Below are 17,514 nucleotides of genomic sequence, written 5' to 3'. Positions count from 1 at the left end.
GGCTTGCCGGGCTCTCGCCGGCATTGGATAGGGTGGAGCCATGACTTGGCTTGTTACTGGCGGCGCAGGATATATCGGTTCCCATGTGGTCGCGGCTTTGCGCGCGGCGTCGATGCCATCGGTGGTGGTGGATTCACTGTCCAGCGGGCACCGGGAATTCGTCCCGGACGACGTGCCCTTTGTGCACGGGAACATCCTCGATGCCGAGCTGATGGCCCGCACCATGCTCGATCACGGCGTGACAGGGGTGATCCACCTTGCCGGCTTCAAGTACGCCGGTGTCTCCGTGCAGGAGCCGCTGCTCACATATGAGCAAAACGTCACCGGAACGGCGGAACTGCTCAAGGCGATGGAGCTCGCCGGAGTCGACAAACTGGTGTTCTCTTCCTCCGCAGCCACGTACGGCACCCCGTCCGGGGACATCGTCACCGAGGACACGCCCACCCGGCCGGAATCCCCGTACGGCGAGAGCAAGCTCATCGGCGAGTGGCTCATCCGGGACCAGGGACGGGCCCGGGGACTGCAGCACACCTCGCTGCGTTACTTCAACGTCGTCGGCTCCGGATCACCCGAGCTTTACGACACGAGCCCGCACAACCTTTTCCCGATCGTGCTGCGGGCGCTGACGTCGGGGAAGACCCCGAAGATCTACGGCACCGACTACAACACCGAGGACGGCACCTGCGTGCGCGACTACGTCCACGTCGCCGACCTCGCGTCGTCCCACGTGGCCGCGGCCCAGGCCCTCGCAGCGGGCCGGACACTGGAGCGTGTCTACAACCTCGGATCCGGCGACGGCCTGTCGGTCCGGCAGATCATGACGGCCATGGCTCAAGTGACCGGCATCGACTTCGAGCCGGAGATCGGGCCGCGCCGGCCCGGGGATCCCGACCGGATCGTCGCCGACGGGACCCTGGCCGGCCGAGACCTTGACTGGAAGATGCGCCACTCTGTCGAGGAGATGGTCGCCAGCGCCTACGAGGCGCAGAAACGCGCGGTTTCGGCCGGAAGCTAGCGCTACTTACCGAGCCTGGCGCGCAGGCCCTTGAGGAGCTGGGCGGCCTTGCGGGCGAGCTGGTACGCGCCGTAGCGGACCTTCTTCACCGGCAGGTCCCAGGTTCCGGGGTACGCGATTTCACGGCCGCCAAAGGATTTCTTGAACGCCGTGAATCCGGCCCACTTATGGTCGGGCTGGTCCGCGGGGGCCACGCCCCAGAGGTCCACGTGCGCCAGGCCCTTGTCCTTGGCATCGGCCATCAGCGTGACCAGCAGCGGGATACCCGCGCTGAGCTTCCGGTGCGTGTCATCCAGGGCGGCGTGCGCATAGGTGCGGGTGTCCGCGGAGTCGTAGGCCAGGGCCGCAGCGATCGGCTTGCCCTCGAGTTCGGCGATGAAGAGCGTGGCGGCGCCGGCCGGCATCAGCGAACGTGCAACCTGGGTCAGGTACTCGTCACTTTGCGGCTTGAAGCCGTTGCGTGCCGCGGTCAGGTGCAGGAAGTCCAGCAGCACGGAAATCTCCGCGGGATCCTGGCTGGACCGGAAGGTCACACCCTTCTTATGGATGTTGCGGTACAGGTTGCGGTTGACCGGCTTCATGTCCGCCAGGACGTCCTTGAAGTCGCGGTCCAGGTCCACTATCCAGCTCAGTTCGGGCTGCAGGTTCGCCGGCGCGGGCCGCAGGCCGCGGCTGCGCAGCACGGTGCCGGCGTCGGCGGCCGCGAACCCGGCGCTGACCGGTTCCAGCCGGATGCACACCGCCCCGCACCGTTGCGCCAGCGCCGTCAAGGACTCCAGCGCGGCGTCGAAGGCGGCTAGGGACTCGGCCAGCGGCCCGTACGGCACGTACAGCACCTTCCCGGCAGGGTTGCGTTCTTCGACGGCGAGGAAACGCCAGCCCTCCCCGGCCTGCTCGTGCACGGTGCGGCCCAAGGCGCGCTGGACGTCGGCCCAGTGCGGGCCCTGCAGGAAGTAGTCCACGGTTCAGGCCTTCATTCCGGTAGAGACGGCAAAGGCCACGGCGGGCCCGGTGGCACCCGCGACGGGGTGCACGTTGACCGGCGCCTCGGCGGCCGGGAGGAATGCCGAAGCGCCCCGCTCCAGCTGCAGATCGCCCTTGGGGGAGTCCAGCAGGATTGCGCCGGACACCACGATGATGACCGCGGCGCCGGCCTGCGCCAGCGGCATGGGTTCCGCGCCGGGGCGCAGTTCCACCCGCTGCAGCGCGAATTCCTGGAACGGCGGCCGATAGATCTCCTGGCCGAGCATCGTCGTCTCCGCGCTGAGCGCCGGCACGCCGACGGCCTCGAAGGCGATCGTCTTCAGCAGTTCCGGCACGTCCACGAATTTCGGTGTCAGCCCGCCGCGCAGCACGTTGTCCGAGGACGCCATCACCTCGATGCCGAGCCCGTGCAGGTACGCGTGCACATTGCCGGCGGGCAGGTAGACGGCCTCGCCGGGGGCGAGGGAAATCCGGTTCAGCAGCAGCGAGATCAGCACGCCGGCATCCCCGGGGTAGTCCTGGTTGAGGTTCACCACCGTGGTCAGCTCCGCCCCGTGCGATGCCATGGGCGCGCCGGAGACCAGCGCGGCGACGACGGCGGCCGTCGCGGCGGCGACATCCTCGCCGCCGGCGATCAGCCGCTCGAAGGCTGCCCTAAGGGCCGCCGGTTCGTCGGACCGGGCCAGGTCTTCGAGCAGCCGGGGGAGCAGGGCCGGGACGTCCAGGCCCGCGACCTCAAGGCACTGCACCAGGTGCAGGAACACGGCCCGCGACTCTGCCGCCGGCCGGAACCCGCAGAGGGCCTCGAACGGCGTCAGGGCGAAAATCATCTCCGGCTTGTGGTTGTCGTCCTTGTAGTTCCGCTCCGTGGCGGCCCGGTCGACGCCGGTAGCCTCCTCGCGGGCGAACCCGGCCCGCGCCTGCTCCAGCGTCGGATGCACCTGCAGGGACAGCGGGCGTTCGGCGGCAAGAACCTTGAGCAGGAACGGCAGCCGGGGACCGAAGCGGGCCACGCTGTCGCCGCCCAGATGGTGCTCCGGGTCGCTGGCGATCAGCTCGTCCAGGGCCAGCCGGCCGCCGTCGCCGTCGGCGGCTGCTGCGGTGACTGCCAGCGACGGGGAGTCCGGGTGGGCGCCGATCCAGAGCTCGGCCTCCGGGCCGCCGGAGGCCGGCCGGCCGAGCAGACCGGCGATCGCGGTGGTCGATCCCCAGGCGTAGGGCCGGAGGACGTTCTCAAGTTCGTACACGGAATACCTATCTGCTCATGGCGAGCTGGTGGCTGGAACCTGCTGGAGGGACGGAACAACCGTCCGGACCTAGAGTGGCGCGCACTGGCCGTTGGTGGCCACCAGGTTGCGGATGGACTGCTCATCGCCGTTGCGTTTGAAGTCGTTGAGCATTTTCTCCGTGATCGGCTCGCCCTCCGGCGTGGTGGTCACGGGGGTGAAGTCCGACGACGACGGCGACGGCGAAGGCTCGGTGGCGGAGAGTGCTCCGGCCGCGGAGAGCGGTCCGGGCACCAGGGCCGGCTGGCGGATGGAGTCGTCGGCTGCCCCGGCCGCGGGAGCGGGGCCGAGCAACTTGTCCACCGCCTGGTGGATCTTGTTGAAGTCCGGCACCGTGGAGAAGGAGGCGTCGAAGTCCGGCGGCCCGATCGTCAGCCGGCTTACGGGCTGGCCCTTGGACTTCATCGCGAGGTCCACGAAGCTGCCGAGCTGGCTGGCGGAAATGTTGGAGTCGACCACCTTGGTGCCGGCCTTGACGATCCCCTCGAATTTCGCGAGCAGCGTCGCGGGATCCATCTGCTTGAGCATCGCCTGCTGGACGCACTGCTGGCGGGCGATCCGGGCGTAATCGTCGACGAATTCTCGGGAGCGGCCGTACCAGAGGGCGTGATAGCCGTCGAGCTTGTTGTCGCCGGCCGGGATCCAGCCCAGCGGCATGCCGTGGATTCCGTTGGCTTCGTCGATGGTGGGGCCGCTGATCGGGACCCACCCGCCGGCCTTGATCCGGATGCCGCCCATGGCGTCGATGAGTTTGGCGAAGCCGTCCATGTCCACCAGCACATAGGCCTGGACCTTGATGCCGAGGGTACCGGAAACCGCCTCGAGGGTGGCTTGGGCGCCCGGGTCCTGCACGCCGGGGTAAAGATCCTTGTACTTGTTGGTGACCTCGGTGTTGATGGCGTTGATGAGGCACTCATTGCCGCAGTCGTAGCCGTCCGGGTAGATCTTCCGCATCGGGGAGCCCTCGCTGAACTGCGCGTTCTGGAGGTTGCGGGGGATGGAGATGATCGCCGCCTTGCCGGTCTTGGCGTCCACGCTGATCACGGACAGGCTGTCCGGGCGGCGGCCGGTGCGGTCCGCCCCGGCGTCGCCGCCCATCATCAGGAAGTTGTAGCGGCCTTCGGACGGCTCCATGGCCGGGCCGTTGGCGAAGATCGTGCCGATCGCGTCCCGGCCGACGTTCAGCAGGTACGCCGCGTAGCCCAGGCTGCCGCTGCTGAGCAGCATGGCCAGCACCAAGGTGGCGACGACGGCGGTGCGCGTCCCGGTCTCAAGCAGCACCGGGCGGACCAGGCGCAGCGTATTCAGGAACAGGGCCGCCCAGCCGAGGGCGAGCAGCGCAAGCACGATGACCAGCACCAGCGAGGTGGCGGGATTGGCGATGAAGTTGATCAGCGTCGGGCGGGACACCACCAGCAGGACCAGGGCCGCGATGACCAGGACCCATGCGGTCAGGGTGACGCGGAGCGCGAACCGCCCCAGCCGGCGGTTGCCCGCGACGGTCTGGGCGCTGCCGGGGACCAGCAGCGTCATCAGGATCAGCAGGAAGGCGCGCTTGGCCAGGACCGGCGACGCCGCTCCGGAGGGGTAGCGGACCGGGTCCGTCAGGGCGCTCCGTGGCGGCTGCGACTTTTCCTGCGCAGCGGCGAAACCTTTGCTCATGTGCTGGACCCCTACCGGCCGCCCCGCGTGACGCTGTTTTCGTCCGAGAAGACTTCGGCCACCTTGCTGCGCAGGTTCGCACCCTTCCGGGTGGCGGCGTCGTTGAGTTCCTGGGCAAACTGCACCAGTTCGGACCGCAGCTGGTCCGCGAGGGCGTCCGTGCCCGAGGCCAGCATCCGGACCGCGAGCAACCCGGCGTTGCGGGCGCCGGCGATCGAGACCGTGGCCACCGGCACACCGGCGGGCATCTGAACGATGGACAGCAGCGAGTCCATCCCGTCCAGGGTCTTCAGCGGCACGGGCACGCCAATCACGGGCAGGGGAGTCACGGAGGCGAGCATGCCGGGGAGGTGTGCTGCGCCGCCGGCGCCGGCGATGATCACGCGCAGGCCGCGTTCATGCGCGGTCTGCCCGTAGCGGATCATCTCGGTGGGCATGCGGTGGGCGGAGACGACGTCAGCTTCGAAGGGGATACCGAATTCGGCCAGCGCCTCGGCGGCGGCCTCCATCACGGGCCAGTCGGAGTCGGACCCCATCACGAGGCCCACAATCGGGGCGGCCCCGTTGCCGGAGTTCCGGGAAACGGAGTCTTGGGCTTCGGTGCTGGCGTTCACGCGTTCTCCTCGGGGTTCCCCGGGGCGGCGGCATGCGCCCGTCCGTCCCGGATAATGTTGGCGACGGTCGCGGCCCGCTGCCGGACGGAGTCGACGTCGGCGGCAGAGGCCCCGACCAGATTGACGTGCCCGATTTTGCGGCCAGGCCGCACGGCCTTGCCGTAGCAGTGGACTTTGGCGGCCGGCTCACTGGCGAGGGCCGCGGGGTAGGCGGAGAACAGGTTCTGGTTCGCGCCGCCGAGGAAATTCTTCATGACCACCACAGGTCCCAGCAGGTCGGTGGCTCCCAGCGGCAGGTTCAGGATGGCGCGCAGGTGCTGTTCGAACTGGCTTGTGACCGAGCCGTCCTGCGTCCAGTGGCCGGTGTTGTGCGGACGCATGGCGAGTTCATTGATCAGGAAGCCGGCGCCGACCCCGGGGGTTTCGAACATCTCCACGGCCATGACGCCGGTGACGCCGAGCTCGTTGGCGATCCGGACGGCGGCCTCCTCGGCCGCGGCGGCGACCTCCAGCGGGATGTCCAGGGCGGGGGCGATGACTTCGTCGCAGACGCCGTCGACCTGGACGGTGTGGACCACTGGCCAGGCCCGGGATTCGCCGTCGGGCGTCCGCGCAACCATGGCCGAGAGTTCACGGCTGAACTCCACCTTGGCCTCGGCCAGCAGCGGGCTCATCGCCTCGAACCAGTCGGCCGCGTCCGCGGCTTCGTCGGCGGAGGCGACGATCCGCACGCCCTTGCCGTCGTAGCCGCCCCGCGGCGTCTTGAGCACCACCGGCCAGCCGGCGTCGTCCCCGAAGGCAACCAGATCCTGCACGTCCGCCACGGCGGCCCAGCGCGGGTTGGGAAGCTCCAGCCGGTCGATCGCTGCGCGCATCACCAGCTTGTCCTGGGCGCTGACGAGGGCATCCGGGCCCGGGTGGACGTTGACGCCGGCCTCGATCAGGGCGCGCAGGTGCCCGGTGGGGACATGCTCATGGTCAAAGGTCAGCACGTCCAGGCCGCGGGAGAACTCCAGCAGGTGGTCAAGGTCCGTGTAGTCGCCGACCGGGGCCTTGGCCACGGCCGCGACGGCGGAAACGTCCTCAGCCTCGGCGAGGACACGGAGTTCGAAGCCGAGGGCGGTCGCGGCAGGGGCCATCATGCGGGCAAGCTGGCCGCCGCCAACCACACCGATTACAGGAAAAGTCACATCTCCCAGCCTACCGAACACCTGCGCGGAACCGGCCTTCGCACGCCCGGGCCTCCCAAACAGCCCTCTAAAAAGCGGCATTTTTGGCGCGGTTTGCCGGGCGCCGCCGCGGATTGGGGCCGGCCGGGGGGGCGAACACCCGGGAAACGGCGCTAAAATGGGCCGTTGGCCATGTGGCCGCCAGATTCCACCAGATTCAAACGGCCATGGAGGGTCATGATTAACACACTTGCAGATCGTGCGCGTGGGCTTGCCTCGCTCTTCTGGCGCGAAGTGGCCAAGTTCGGCGCCGTCGGCGGTGTCGCCTTCATCATCGACAACGGCCTGACGTACTACCTGATGCACGGCGCCATGTCCGACAGCGAGGCGAAGGCCCGCTTCGTCGGCGCAACCGTCGCCACGATCTTCTCCTGGATCGCGAACCGCTTCTGGACCTTCCGCCACCGGCGCCAGGAAAACGTACTGCGTGAATTCGCCATGTTCGTCCTCATCAACGGCATTGGCATCGGCATCTCCACCGGCCTCACCGCCCTCGCCAAGTACGGCATGGGCATCACGGACAAGAACATGCTTTTCTCCGCCGGCATCGTCGGCATCCTCGTCGCCACGGTGGTGCGGTTCTTCGCCTACCGCTTCCTGGTTTTCAACAAGGAACTCGACGACGAGCCGGAGTTCTCGCACGACCACGAAATCATCGAACGGCACCCGCACGGCCAGGACGCCGTCAGGGTTCCCGGGCAGGGCCTCCAGGACCCGGACGTTCCCGGAGCCGAACCCGACCACCGCTGATCCGGTCCCTCCGCTGACAAGGCCGGCCCGGGTCAGCTCCGGCTGACGCGCTCGTCACTGAGCAGCCGGTCGGTCACCGCAACGTCCGGGTGCACCAGCACCACGGAACCATCGCGCTGCCACGCCCCGAGGGACTGCGCCAGGACCGATTCGAGGCCCTCGGCGGCCCGGACCAGCAACCGCTCCCCGCCCTCCGCGGACTCCGCCGCCGGGCCCTTCGCCGGGGCGGCAAAACCCTGCAGCAGCTCGGCGTGGCTGTACGCCCCGCCCGCAGCACCCTGCACGGCCCGGCGGCCGGCTTCCGGGTCCACGTGCGGCATGAAGAAGTCGCCATGGGAGCGCACCTCGGCGGCGTAGTCCACGACGCCGGAAGGCAACTCGCCCAGCCAGCGCATCGCCAGCGCCGGCAGCGCGACCGCCACGACGGCGTCGAACGCACCTTCCGCGGCCGCCGGCCCCGGCTCCGCGGTGGCGAGCAGCTCGGCTTCCACGGCGTCGAGCACCACTTCCATGCCGAGCTGCCAGGCGGCCAGCGCGAGCACCACGGATTTCCAGTGCGCCGGCAGATCCAGTCTCAACCGCGTTCCCGGCTCAGCGTCCAGCTCGTCCTGCAAGAGATTGCTGGTCTTGGCCACCCAGTTGTCCAGCACCCGGCCGGAGAGTTCCACGCGTTCGGCGTCGGGCCCGTACCAAGTCAACCGGGGCGAGGTCGACTGGCCGGATCGCAGGGCTGTCATCAGTTCGATTGCCGGGATGCTCATGCCCTCATCTTGCCACGGCGGCGCGGGCGTGATCTCGGTCACAGCCGGAACGGTGACCCGTCCCGGAGGGTGGCAGGGCGGTGGAGGGCGGCGCCGGAAAATCAGCGTGAACGCAGGAGAATCGCAGAAAAAGCACAAGAAAGTGGTCAGCAGGCTGTCAATTCCTTGCCAGCGGGCGGACGGAGCGCGAAAACTCCCGGGCGTGGCGTGCCCCGGCATTCTGACGGGAATTGATTATTATCTCCGCTGCGGCTTGACTCCCGGATACTTACACGCGTGTAATTAGGTATCGAAAGCCAATGCGCATCAGGCGGCACACAACCGAGTGTCCGAGGGTCAGGCAAAGGCTGCAAAATCAGAGAGGGAACGCCAATGGGGCTTGCAGAGCGTATCCATGAAGATGAAGTTGTCGCCGGCCAGGCGACGGCAAAATACCGTTCACGCGGGGTGCCGAGTGACTGGTACGTCGACCCGGCCGATCCGGACGCCGCGGAGCGGTACAACGAACACACCCAGGATTCGCTGCAGGACCAGGCCACGGCCTTCCTCGCAGCCCATGAAGCACTTCTGGCGGGGAATCCGGAGCAGGACAATGATCCGCTCGACCCGCCAATGGAACTGCAGACCCTGCACTCCGGAACCACCGCCCAGCCGGTGTGGATCGGGCTGCCGTCCCGGCAGGACTTCGATGACGAAGGCGAGCTCGGATGGCAGACAGACGCACTCTGCGCGCAGACCGACCCGGAGGCCTTCTTCCCTGAAAAGGGAGGCTCCACCCGCGACGCCAAGAAGGTGTGCGGTGCATGCAATGTACGCTCACAGTGCCTGGAGTACGCCTTGTCCAACGACGAGCGCTTCGGCATCTGGGGCGGCCTCTCCGAGCGGGAACGCCGCCGGCTTAGGAAGCGGGCAGTCTAATTCTTCAAGAAGTACGAGTCACCGCCGTTGTGGTAGCCCACAACGGCGGTGACTATCTCCCCAGGACCCTGGCGGCATTGGCGGCGCAGACCCGTCCAGCGGATGCAGCCATCGGGATCGACACCGGATCACGCGACCACTCGGCGGCACTGCTTGAGCAGGCGCTCGGCAAAGCCAGCGTCACCGTCTTCGACCAGGCCAGGACCGGTATGGGCGGTGCCGTCCAGGCCGGACTGAAGGCGCTCGCGCCCTGGCGCGGGGACGCCGGGCACGCCGCCTCCGAATGGATCTGGTTGCTGCACGACGACGCCGCGCCGGCTCCCGAGGCCCTCGCCGAGCTCCTGCACGCCGTGGAGCGGGCGCCATCGGTCACCGTGGCCGGCTGCAAGCAGCTGGACTGGCACGCTGGCCGACGGCTGATCGACGTCGGACTTTCCACCAGCCGCTGGGCCGAGCGCCTGACGCTCATCGAAGCCGACGAACTCGACCAGGGCCAGTACGACGGCCGCAGCGACACCTTCGCCGTCAACTCGGCCGGCATGCTGGTGCGCCGCGACGTCTGGGAGGAGCTCCGCGGCTTCGACCCTGCCCTTCCGGGCAGCGGCGACGACGTCGACTTCTGCTGGCGCAACCGGCTCGCCGGCCACCGCGTAGTGGTGGTCCCGAGCGCCCGGATCTTCCACGTGTCGCACCGGCCGCACGCCCAGGGCAACGCGACGGCGGCCCGCAAGGCCCAGGTCCACCTGCGGCTCAAGCACGCCTCGGCCTGGAAGGTTCCGCTGCACGCCGTCGGCGCCCTGCTGGGCAGCCTCTTCAAACTTGTCCTCAGCATCGCCGTCAAGGACCCCGGCCACGGATTCTCCCAGCTGCTGGCAACCCTTGGCGCCCTCGGGAGGCCCGCGGCCGTGTACCGCGGCCGGCGCAACGCGGCCCGCACACGGCGCATCCGCCGCTCCGTCATCAAGGGGCTGCTGACGCCGCGGCGCGAGGTCTGGGCGCACCGGCGTTCGCTGATGGAGGCGCTCGGATCCGACGATACCGAGGCGTCGTCCAGGCACGACCCGCTGGCCGAACAGCCCAGCGGCGATTCCGCCGACGACTTCGCCGCCCTGGACACCACCGGGCGCGGCTGGGCGGGAAACGGCGCCCTGCTGGCGCTGCTGCTCACCGCCGCAGCCTCCCTGATTGGCCTGCTGAGCCTGTTCCGCGCCGACGCCGTCACCGGCGGGGCGCTGATCCCGGTCTCGGCCCGCCTCGGCGACATCTGGAACCATGCCTCTGGCTGGTGGATTGCCCTCGGTGCCGGCCTGCCGGGCCACGGCGACCCGTTCGGCTACGTGCTCTGGGGGCTGGGCGTCCTTGGCGCCGGCAACACCAACGGCGCAGTGGCCTGGCTGCTGGTGCTGGCCATGCCGTTGTCCGCGCTGGGGGCCTGGTTCGCCGCCGGCGCCCTGACGCGCCGGCGCAGGCTGCGTCTTGTTGCCGCGCTCATCTGGGCCGGCGCTCCCGCCCTCCAGGTGGCACTCAACCAGGGCCGCCTCGGTGCGCTCATTGCGCACGTGATGATGCCGTTGCTAATCCTGGCCCTGCTCCGCGCCACCGGCTCCGTCCCGGGCCGCGGACGCTACGCCGTCCCCGCGCCGGGCGAGCGGCGCTTCACCGAGGCGCCTCCCGTCAAGCCCGGAATCAACGGCACGCCGTCCTGGACCGCGGCGGCCGCGGCGGGACTGGCGCTGGCAGTCGTTACCGCGGCGGCGCCCTCGCTGCTGCTGCCCTCCTTCACCGTCGTCATACTGTGCGGCGTGCTGCTGCGAGGCCGTGGGCGGACCGTCTGGTGGTCGCTGCTTCCCAGCCTTGCCCTGTTCCTTCCCTTTGCCCTCTCTGCCCTGGACCGGCCGCGGGCCCTGCTGGCCGACCCGGGCCTGCCGCTGGGCTTCGATGCCGCGCCGCTCTGGCAGCAGGCGCTGGGGCAGCCGCTGCGGTTCGAGTCCGGCGCCGGCCTGGCCGGACTGACGGTCTTCGGGCCGGGGGCCGTGCCGTGGGCGCTGCTGCTGGCACTGCTGCTCGGCCTGCCCCTCCTGCTGCTGGCCCTCACCGCGCTGTTCCTCCCGGGCCGGCGTGGCACGGGCCGGCGGCCGCGGCTGGCCCGCAGTTTCTGGGCCGCCGCCGTGCTGATGCTGGCGGGCGGCTGGCTGGCCGGGCACGTCGCCACCGGCGCCAGCGCCGACGTTCTGGTCTCCCCTTTCACCGGGCCGACGGTATCGGCGGCGGCGTTCGCGCTGCTGGGTGCGGCGCTGCTCGGCGCCGAAGCCGTCCTCGACGCCGCAGACGCGACCGCTACGGCCGCACCGGGCCGGGCGTTTTTGGTTCGCAAAATCCTCATCCGGGGCACCGCCGTCGCCGCAACGGTGCTCCTGCTCGCCGGGCCCCTGGCCGGGCTCGCCGCGTGGGCCGCGCACAACGTGCTGCAGTCCGACCCGCCTCCGGCCGCCGCGGCCGCCCCGGGCGGGGACGCGTCAGATGCCGCCGCCGGCAGCATCGCGGGGGCGGATGCGGACACCAACGCTGACCATGGCAATGGTGCGCTCGGCACCCGCCGGCTGGTCCAGGCCAGCAAGGCCCGCACGCTCCCGGCGACGGCCATCGACCGCGGCGAGGGACCGGAACAGACCCGGACCCTGGTCCTCTCCGCCAAGGAGGACGGGACGTTCGCGGCCGCGCTCATGCGGGGCGACGGTACCAGGCTGGACGAGCTGTCCGCCGTGGCCTCCGCCCGTCAGGTGATGGGCGAGCCGGGCAAGGAAACGGTCCGGGACGACGACGCCGTCGCGGCTTCCCTGCGCAGCGTGGTCGCCACGATTGCCGCCGGCCAGGGCGTGGACCCCCGCCGGCAGCTCGAGCAGCTCGGCGTCGGGTTCGTGGTCCTGGAGGCCAGCGACAGCTCGGCGGAACTGACGGCCAGCCGGATGGACGCCGTTCCCGGCCTCGTGGCCGTCGGCCAGACCGACGTCGGCTGGTTGTGGCGGATCAGCCCGCTGAACGAGACGGCTGCCAAGGCCGCCGACGTCGCGCACCGCGTGCGCGTCGTCAACGCTGCCGGCACCACCGTCGGGCTGCTGCCCGCCGGGGTGGTCGCCGCCGACGCGGCCGTGCCTGCCGGGCCCGAAGGCCGGCTGGTGGTCCTCGCCGACCGCGCCGATCCGGGCTGGAGCGCCTGGCTCGATGGCCGGCGCCTGACCGCCACCACCGCCGACTGGGCGCAGGCGTTTACCCTGCCGGCCCAGGGCGGCCAGCTCAGCATCCGCTACGAAAACCCGTGGGCCCTCTGGACCGGAATCGTCCAGGCCGTCGTGATCGGCCTGACAATCCTGCTGGCCATTCCGATGCCTGCCCGCCGCCCGAACACCGGGCTCTCCAGGGACGAAGGCTCCCTGCGTAAGGAACATCAGCATGCATGACAACCATGGGGCCCCAACGCCTCCGGAACGGCCCGAACCGGCCAAGCAGCCCCAGACACCGGCGGTTGAGAGCCGGCGGGACAGAAGCGCACGCGGCGCCCAGCCGGACACGGCCCACACCGGGGTTACCGCGTTGGCCCGGCTGAAGAGCCTCTCGGGGGCCGTCGGCGGAGTTCTCTCCGCCGCAGTGCTCGTCGCCGCCGGCGGCGGGCTGGTCGCGGCAGCCGCACTCACCCCGCAGGTCACCGGCAGCCGGCCGCTGGAGGCGCCGCTGTCCGCGGTTCCGGCCGGCAGCAGCGTGGGCATCTGCCCCGGACCTGCACGGCTGCTCGAAGGCACGCCCGTCGGCACCGACCCGCAGTTCAGCCCGGAATCGGCGACCGCCAAGAGCGCGGTCAGCGCCGTCGTCATCAGTTCCAGCACCGGCGCACTTCCCGGAAGCCGGCTCGCCGCGCTGGCCGGCAGCCGGCTGGTGGAACTTGCCAAGGCCACCCCTGCCACCGCGGGGCCGGCCGCAAGCCCCGCCCCGGGCGCCCCTTCGGCGCTGCGGGCCGGCGTGGTGCCGCAGCGCGCTGTCGACGCCGTCAGTGTGCTCAGCGCGGATGCCCAGGGAAACCAGCAGCCCTCTGCCGGGGCCGTGATGAGCTACACGGCCACGGACGGGGATCTGCGCGGCACGGCTGCCGCCGCCTGCCAGCGTCCGGCCAACGACCTGTGGCTGGTCGGGGCGAACACCGCCCTCGGCCGGACCGCCGTGCTGAACCTCAGCAACGCCTCCGGGACGCCGGCTACCGTCAGCCTGGATCTCTTCGGCGCCAAAGGCCCCATCCAGGCCCCCGGCAGCCGCGGGCTGCTGGTCGCGCCGGGCAGCACCCGGTCCATCATCCTGGCCGGCCTGGCGCCCGGGCAGGACCAGCTGAGCGTGCGGGTGCGCAGCACCGGCGGCCCCGTCGCAGCCGTCATCCAGCAAAGCGTGCTGCGCGGGCTGACCCCCGGCGGGGTGGATTTCATTTCGCCGGGAACGGCCCCCGCGACCCGCCAGGTCATCTCCGGCATTGATATCCAGAACCCGGACGCCCTGGCGGCGCTGGCCGCCAAAACCGGCTTTGCCGACGCCAAACCTGCCCTGCAGATCACCGTCCCCGGCGCCGCGGACGCCGTGGTGGAAGTGAAACTATTCGGGCGCGACGGCCAAAAGGCCCTGCCCGGCGGCGGCGTAGTCACCGCCAAGTCGGGCGCCGTCACCGAGGTCTCCCTCGCGGGCGTCCCGGCGGGGCACTACACGGTGGCGGCCAGCTCGGACGTTTCCTTCGCCGCCGCGGCCCGGGTCACCCGTGGGCTCAAGGCCGAGGAAGCCGCCGATTTGGCCTGGGCGCCGTCTTCGGCGAGGCTCGGAAGCCAGCACGTCGTTCCGGTGCCCCGGACGGGCGAGCGGTTCCTGATGTTCGGCGCGCCGGAAGGCCGCGCCAAGATCTCGTACACGCCGATCACTGCCGACGGCAAGGTCCGGGCCGCGGCCACAATGGACATTGCCGGCGGAACCACCGCCTCCGTCAGAATTCCCGGGGACGTGGGTGGCTCGCCGCTGGTGGGGTACCTGGTCTCGGCGGCGGGGGATGCGGCCTACGGGGCCGTCATGCTGCAGCAGGGCGGCAGGTCCGACATCGCCAGCATCCCGGTTCTCCCCGGGGCGGCCGGCCAGGAACAGATCCCGGTCACCCTCGGGTATTAACCGCGACGGCCGGCGCCCAGCAACGGCGGCCTAATAGCGGCGGCGGTACACCGGGTCCAGCGACTCGGGCGGGACGCCGAGCATCTCCGCGGTACGCTCCACCACCACGTCATGCACGAGGTCCTGGAGTTCGTCGCGGCTGCCGCAGGCCTGCTCGACAACCCTCCGGTAAAGCGTGATCACGGGGCCCTCCTCCGCCGTCGCCGGTGTGTAGGAGCCCATCGGCGCCGGGGTGCCGTCGGCTACGAGCTTCTCGAGTCCGGGCGGGATTTCCTCGACCGCAAAACGGACCCCGTCCAGCGGCTTGCCCCAGATATCGTGCAGGCGCTGGGCCGAATCCAGGACAAAGTCATCGAAGCGGTCCGAACGTGTCCGGTAGCCGGGCAGCGTCGGGAGCATCAGCTCGCCGCGCAGGCCGCGGCCGTGCCGGTTCCTGCGGCGTTGCCGGAAGCTCTTCCCCTTGGCGGCGCCGCCGTCGCCGGGGTCAGCCAACCGGACCGTAAAGCCGGGATCATGGTGCGATGACTGCATATCTTGACTCTAAACCCGGCGCCTGATTTCTGCGATATGGCGGCCGCCGCGACCCGCCGTCGGAGCCCGCCCGACGCCGTCGGCCGCCCTGGGCGCGGCGTCCCGGGGCCGGACGGGCGTTTCAATGCGCGGGAGCGGGCAGGTGGGGGAGTAGTCTGTGATGTCGTGGGTGCAATTCGTCAGTGTTCAAGGTCAGCCTGCCGCAATTCGGCGGTGGCTACTTTGACGTACGTGTATGCCGACTCCACCGCGGTGCTCGGCCCGCTGGCCACCTACGCCGAGCCGCACTGCTACGACCTTTGCGAACAACACGCCGGTACCCTGACCGTGCCGCGGGGCTGGGAAGTCCTGAGGCTCGCGATGCCGGCCACTCCGGCCGGTCCCGGGCCCGATGACCTGCTGGCCCTTGCCCATGCGGTCCGCGAGGCCGCCGCCCGGCCCGCAGCCGCAGAGCCCGCCCAGGGCCAGCGTTCCGCGCATCCGGCCCTCGAAGCCCCGGCCGCCGCCGACGGTACGCGCCGCGGGCACCTGCGCGTCCTGCGCGAACCCTCCTGAGCCGCGAACTGGCGGTAGGCTGGGAACTGAAATTTCCGTACGCCACCGGCGCCAGCGGCGTCGCCCCCAGGGAGCCTTCACCATGCCACTGATCAGTCCCGAACTGTTGTCTGTCCTGCGCTGCCCCGTGACCGGCTCAGCCCTGGTACAGGAGGGCGAAGAGCTCGTCGCCGCGTCGCCCGACTCGAACGGGCAGAAGCTGCGCTACACGATCGAGGACGGCATCCCGCTGCTGCTGCCGCCGGAGCTGCTGGCCGCGGCCACCGCCGCCTCCTCCGATCAGCACGACGGCGGCCGTCACGACGGCGCGCCCCGCCACGCCGCAGAGTAGCCCCGTCCTCCGGTGCGGGCGGCGGACGGAACAAGCGCCGCCGACCCATCGGAGGGCGCCTCGGCGCCGAACCACTTGCAGTCCCTCCAGCTATATTCCGGCTACCCCAAAGGATCCCCATGACTTTCGACTATAAAATTGCCGACATTTCGCTGGCCGAGGCCGGCCGGCACCAGATCCGCCTCGCAGAGCACGAGATGCCCGGGCTGATGTCCCTGCGCGAGGAGTTCGGCGCGAGCCAGCCACTCAAGGGTGCCCGGATCGCCGGCTCCCTGCACATGACGGTGCAGACGGCCGTGCTGATCGAGACCCTCACCGCCCTCGGCGCCGAGGTCCGCTGGGCTTCCTGCAACATCTTCTCCACCCAGAATGAGGCCGCAGCCGCCGTCGTGGTCGGCCAGGGCACCGTCGAGGACCCGCAGGGCGTTCCGGTGTTCGCCTGGAAGGGCGAGACGCTCGAGGAATACTGGTGGACGGCCGAGCAGATCCTGACCTGGCCCGGTGCGGACAGCAACCCGGACCTGGGACCGAACATGATCCTCGACGACGGCGGCGACGCCACCATGCTGGTGCACAAGGGCGCGGAATTCGAGGCCCTGGGCGCCGTGCCGGCGGCAGGCGACGATGAGTCCGAGGAGGGCCGCGTCTTCCTCGAGGTGCTGCGCGCCTCGCTGCAGAAGGACCCGCAGAAGTGGACCCGGATCGGCTCGCGCCTGCTCGGCGTAACCGAGGAGACCACCACAGGCGTCCACCGTCTCTACCAGCTCGCCGAGCAGGGCAAGCTGTTGTTCCCGGCGATCAACGTCAACGACTCCGTCACCAAGAGCAAGTTCGACAACAAGTACGGCATCCGCCACTCGCTGCCGGACGGCATCAACCGCGCCACCGACGTGCTGATGGGCGGCAAGGTCGCCGTCGTATGCGGGTACGGCGACGTCGGCAAGGGCGCCGCGGAGGCGTTCCGGGGCCAGGGCTCGCGCGTTATCGTCACCGAAATCGACCCGATCTGCGCGCTGCAGGCGGCGATGGACGGCTACCAGGTGGCGACGCTCGAGAGCGTGCTGGCTGAAGGCCACATCTTCATCACCACCACGGGCAACAAGGACGTCATCATGGCCGAGCACATGGCCGGGATGCGCGACAAGGCGATCGTGGGCAACATCGGCCACTTCGACAACGAGATTGACATGGCCGGGCTCGCCCGGATCCCCGGCATCACGAAGGTCGAGATCAAGCCGCAGGTGCACGAGTGGGTGTTCGATGCCGGGACCGCGGAAGAGCGCTCCATCATCGTCCTGTCCGAGGGCCGGCTGCTGAACCTCGGCAACGCGACCGGGCACCCCTCCTTCGTGATGAGCAACTCCTTCGCCAACCAGACCATCGCGCAGATCGAACTGTTCACCAAGGCGGGCCAGCCGGAAGGTGAGCGCAAGTACGAAAAGCAGGTTTACGTGCTGCCGAAGATCCTCGATGAGAAGGTGGCCCGGCTGCACCTTGGCGCCCTCGGCGTGCAACTGACCGAGCTGACCAAGGAACAGGCTGCCTACCTGGACCTCGACGTCGCCGGCCCGTACAAGCCGGAGCACTACCGCTACTAAGCGCGACACTGCGAGCAAAAGGGGCCCTGGACTTAGCGTCCGGGGCCCCTTTTGTGACCGTATCGTGGCGCTGGCAACGGCGGGCCGCAC

The 17,514-nt window shown here is 70.0% G+C and carries 15 protein-coding genes; 8 read left to right on the top strand and 7 right to left on the bottom strand.

The genetic code is table 11. The features are described from left to right. The first annotated feature begins 40 nt into the window (after window positions 1–40). Window positions 41–1,015 (top strand): UDP-glucose 4-epimerase GalE, encoded by a 975-nt coding sequence (galE, locus tag AC1DGE_RS13115; protein WP_441418475.1) that lies wholly within the window; start codon window positions 41–43, stop codon window positions 1,013–1,015. Between the two features lie 2 nt (window positions 1,016–1,017). Here galE and AC1DGE_RS13110 read toward each other — a convergent pair whose 3' ends face one another. The 5 genes from AC1DGE_RS13110 to AC1DGE_RS13090 all read right to left on the bottom strand — a co-directional run bounded on the left by AC1DGE_RS13110 (window position 1,018) and on the right by AC1DGE_RS13090 (window position 6,751). Continuing rightward, on the bottom strand, window positions 1,018–1,977 hold the full coding sequence (locus AC1DGE_RS13110; RefSeq protein ID WP_476917587.1) for a lipid II:glycine glycyltransferase FemX: 960 nt from the start codon (window positions 1,975–1,977) through the stop codon (window positions 1,018–1,020). Between the two features lie 3 nt (window positions 1,978–1,980). Beyond that, entirely contained in the window at window positions 1,981–3,246 is a 1,266-nt protein-coding gene (gene manA, locus AC1DGE_RS13105; protein ID WP_476917586.1) for a mannose-6-phosphate isomerase, class I, read from the bottom strand. A 69-nt stretch (window positions 3,247–3,315) separates the two neighbouring features. After that, the gene (locus AC1DGE_RS13100) at window positions 3,316–4,947 is read right to left on the bottom strand and encodes an LCP family protein (RefSeq protein WP_476917585.1); all 1,632 of its coding nucleotides are present in this window, start codon (window positions 4,945–4,947) and stop codon (window positions 3,316–3,318) included. 11 nt (window positions 4,948–4,958) lie between these two features. Then, the gene (gene purE / locus AC1DGE_RS13095) at window positions 4,959–5,483 is read right to left on the bottom strand and encodes a 5-(carboxyamino)imidazole ribonucleotide mutase (protein ID WP_476893291.1); all 525 of its coding nucleotides are present in this window, start codon (window positions 5,481–5,483) and stop codon (window positions 4,959–4,961) included. Between the two features lie 74 nt (window positions 5,484–5,557). Beyond that, entirely contained in the window at window positions 5,558–6,751 is a 1,194-nt protein-coding gene (locus tag AC1DGE_RS13090; RefSeq protein WP_476917584.1) for a 5-(carboxyamino)imidazole ribonucleotide synthase, read from the bottom strand. Window positions 6,752–6,967: 216 nt separating this feature from the next. Here AC1DGE_RS13090 and AC1DGE_RS13085 point away from each other — a divergent pair, with 216 nt between their 5' ends. Continuing rightward, complete coding sequence (locus tag AC1DGE_RS13085) at window positions 6,968–7,540, top strand: GtrA family protein (protein WP_476909348.1); 573 nt, start codon at window positions 6,968–6,970, stop codon at window positions 7,538–7,540. Between the two features lie 32 nt (window positions 7,541–7,572). Here the strand turns inward: AC1DGE_RS13085 and AC1DGE_RS13080 are convergent, their stop codons facing one another. Continuing rightward, entirely contained in the window at window positions 7,573–8,301 is a 729-nt protein-coding gene (locus AC1DGE_RS13080) for a TIGR03089 family protein (RefSeq protein ID WP_476917583.1), read from the bottom strand. A gap of 372 nt (window positions 8,302–8,673) precedes the next feature. Between AC1DGE_RS13080 and AC1DGE_RS13075 the strand changes: the two genes are divergently transcribed. From AC1DGE_RS13075 to AC1DGE_RS13065, 3 genes are read left to right on the top strand one after another with little or no spacing between them, the layout of a single operon-like run. After that, window positions 8,674–9,219: a WhiB family transcriptional regulator gene (locus AC1DGE_RS13075; RefSeq protein ID WP_175322802.1), complete on the top strand. Its 546-nt coding sequence runs from the start codon at window positions 8,674–8,676 to the stop codon at window positions 9,217–9,219. Between the two features lie 29 nt (window positions 9,220–9,248). After that, the gene (locus AC1DGE_RS13070; RefSeq protein WP_476917582.1) at window positions 9,249–12,677 is read left to right on the top strand and encodes a glycosyltransferase family 2 protein; all 3,429 of its coding nucleotides are present in this window, start codon (window positions 9,249–9,251) and stop codon (window positions 12,675–12,677) included. Beyond that, window positions 12,670–14,409, top strand: a complete 1,740-nt coding sequence (locus AC1DGE_RS13065; protein ID WP_441418467.1) for a DUF5719 family protein — start codon at window positions 12,670–12,672, stop codon at window positions 14,407–14,409. Before AC1DGE_RS13070 ends, AC1DGE_RS13065 begins: the two co-directional genes overlap by 8 nt. 30 nt (window positions 14,410–14,439) lie before the next feature. Here the strand turns inward: AC1DGE_RS13065 and AC1DGE_RS13060 are convergent, their stop codons facing one another. After that, complete coding sequence (locus tag AC1DGE_RS13060; RefSeq protein ID WP_441418466.1) at window positions 14,440–14,940, bottom strand: metallopeptidase family protein; 501 nt, start codon at window positions 14,938–14,940, stop codon at window positions 14,440–14,442. Between the two features lie 165 nt (window positions 14,941–15,105). On the opposite strand from AC1DGE_RS13060, the gene AC1DGE_RS13055 reads away from it, so the two are divergent. The 3 genes from AC1DGE_RS13055 (at window position 15,106) to ahcY (ending at window position 17,424) form a co-directional block, all read left to right on the top strand. Then, window positions 15,106–15,495: a DUF3499 domain-containing protein gene (locus AC1DGE_RS13055; RefSeq protein WP_476893241.1), complete on the top strand. Its 390-nt coding sequence runs from the start codon at window positions 15,106–15,108 to the stop codon at window positions 15,493–15,495. 82 nt (window positions 15,496–15,577) lie between these two features. Further along, window positions 15,578–15,826: a Trm112 family protein gene (locus AC1DGE_RS13050; RefSeq protein ID WP_441418465.1), complete on the top strand. Its 249-nt coding sequence runs from the start codon at window positions 15,578–15,580 to the stop codon at window positions 15,824–15,826. Between the two features lie 119 nt (window positions 15,827–15,945). Beyond that, on the top strand, window positions 15,946–17,424 hold the full coding sequence (ahcY, locus tag AC1DGE_RS13045) for an adenosylhomocysteinase (protein ID WP_476893240.1): 1,479 nt from the start codon (window positions 15,946–15,948) through the stop codon (window positions 17,422–17,424). Window positions 17,425–17,514 lie beyond the last annotated feature (90 nt).

This window comes from Arthrobacter sp. 05N425, assembly GCF_056397125.1.
Note: the sequence above shows the minus strand (reverse complement) of the source record. Positions and strands in the feature narration are given on the sequence as shown.

Bases quoted from the DNA above. Each gene is read 5' to 3' on its own strand.
- galE (WP_441418475.1), top strand. From the start codon at position 41: ATGACTTGGCTTGTTACTGGCGGCGCAGGATATATCGGTTCCCATGTG.
- AC1DGE_RS13100 (WP_476917585.1), bottom strand. From the start codon at position 4,947: ATGAGCAAAGGTTTCGCCGCTGCGCAGGAAAAGTCGCAGCCGCCACGG.
- purE (WP_476893291.1), bottom strand. From the start codon at position 5,483: ATGGGGTCCGACTCCGACTGGCCCGTGATGGAGGCCGCCGCCGAGGCG.
- AC1DGE_RS13085 (WP_476909348.1), top strand. From the start codon at position 6,968: ATGATTAACACACTTGCAGATCGTGCGCGTGGGCTTGCCTCGCTCTTC.
- AC1DGE_RS13080 (WP_476917583.1), bottom strand. From the start codon at position 8,301: ATGAGCATCCCGGCAATCGAACTGATGACAGCCCTGCGATCCGGCCAG.
- AC1DGE_RS13075 (WP_175322802.1), top strand. From the start codon at position 8,674: ATGGGGCTTGCAGAGCGTATCCATGAAGATGAAGTTGTCGCCGGCCAG.
- AC1DGE_RS13065 (WP_441418467.1), top strand. From the start codon at position 12,670: ATGCATGACAACCATGGGGCCCCAACGCCTCCGGAACGGCCCGAACCG.
- AC1DGE_RS13060 (WP_441418466.1), bottom strand. From the start codon at position 14,940: ATGCAGTCATCGCACCATGATCCCGGCTTTACGGTCCGGTTGGCTGAC.
- AC1DGE_RS13050 (WP_441418465.1), top strand. From the start codon at position 15,578: ATGCCACTGATCAGTCCCGAACTGTTGTCTGTCCTGCGCTGCCCCGTG.
- ahcY (WP_476893240.1), top strand. From the start codon at position 15,946: ATGACTTTCGACTATAAAATTGCCGACATTTCGCTGGCCGAGGCCGGC.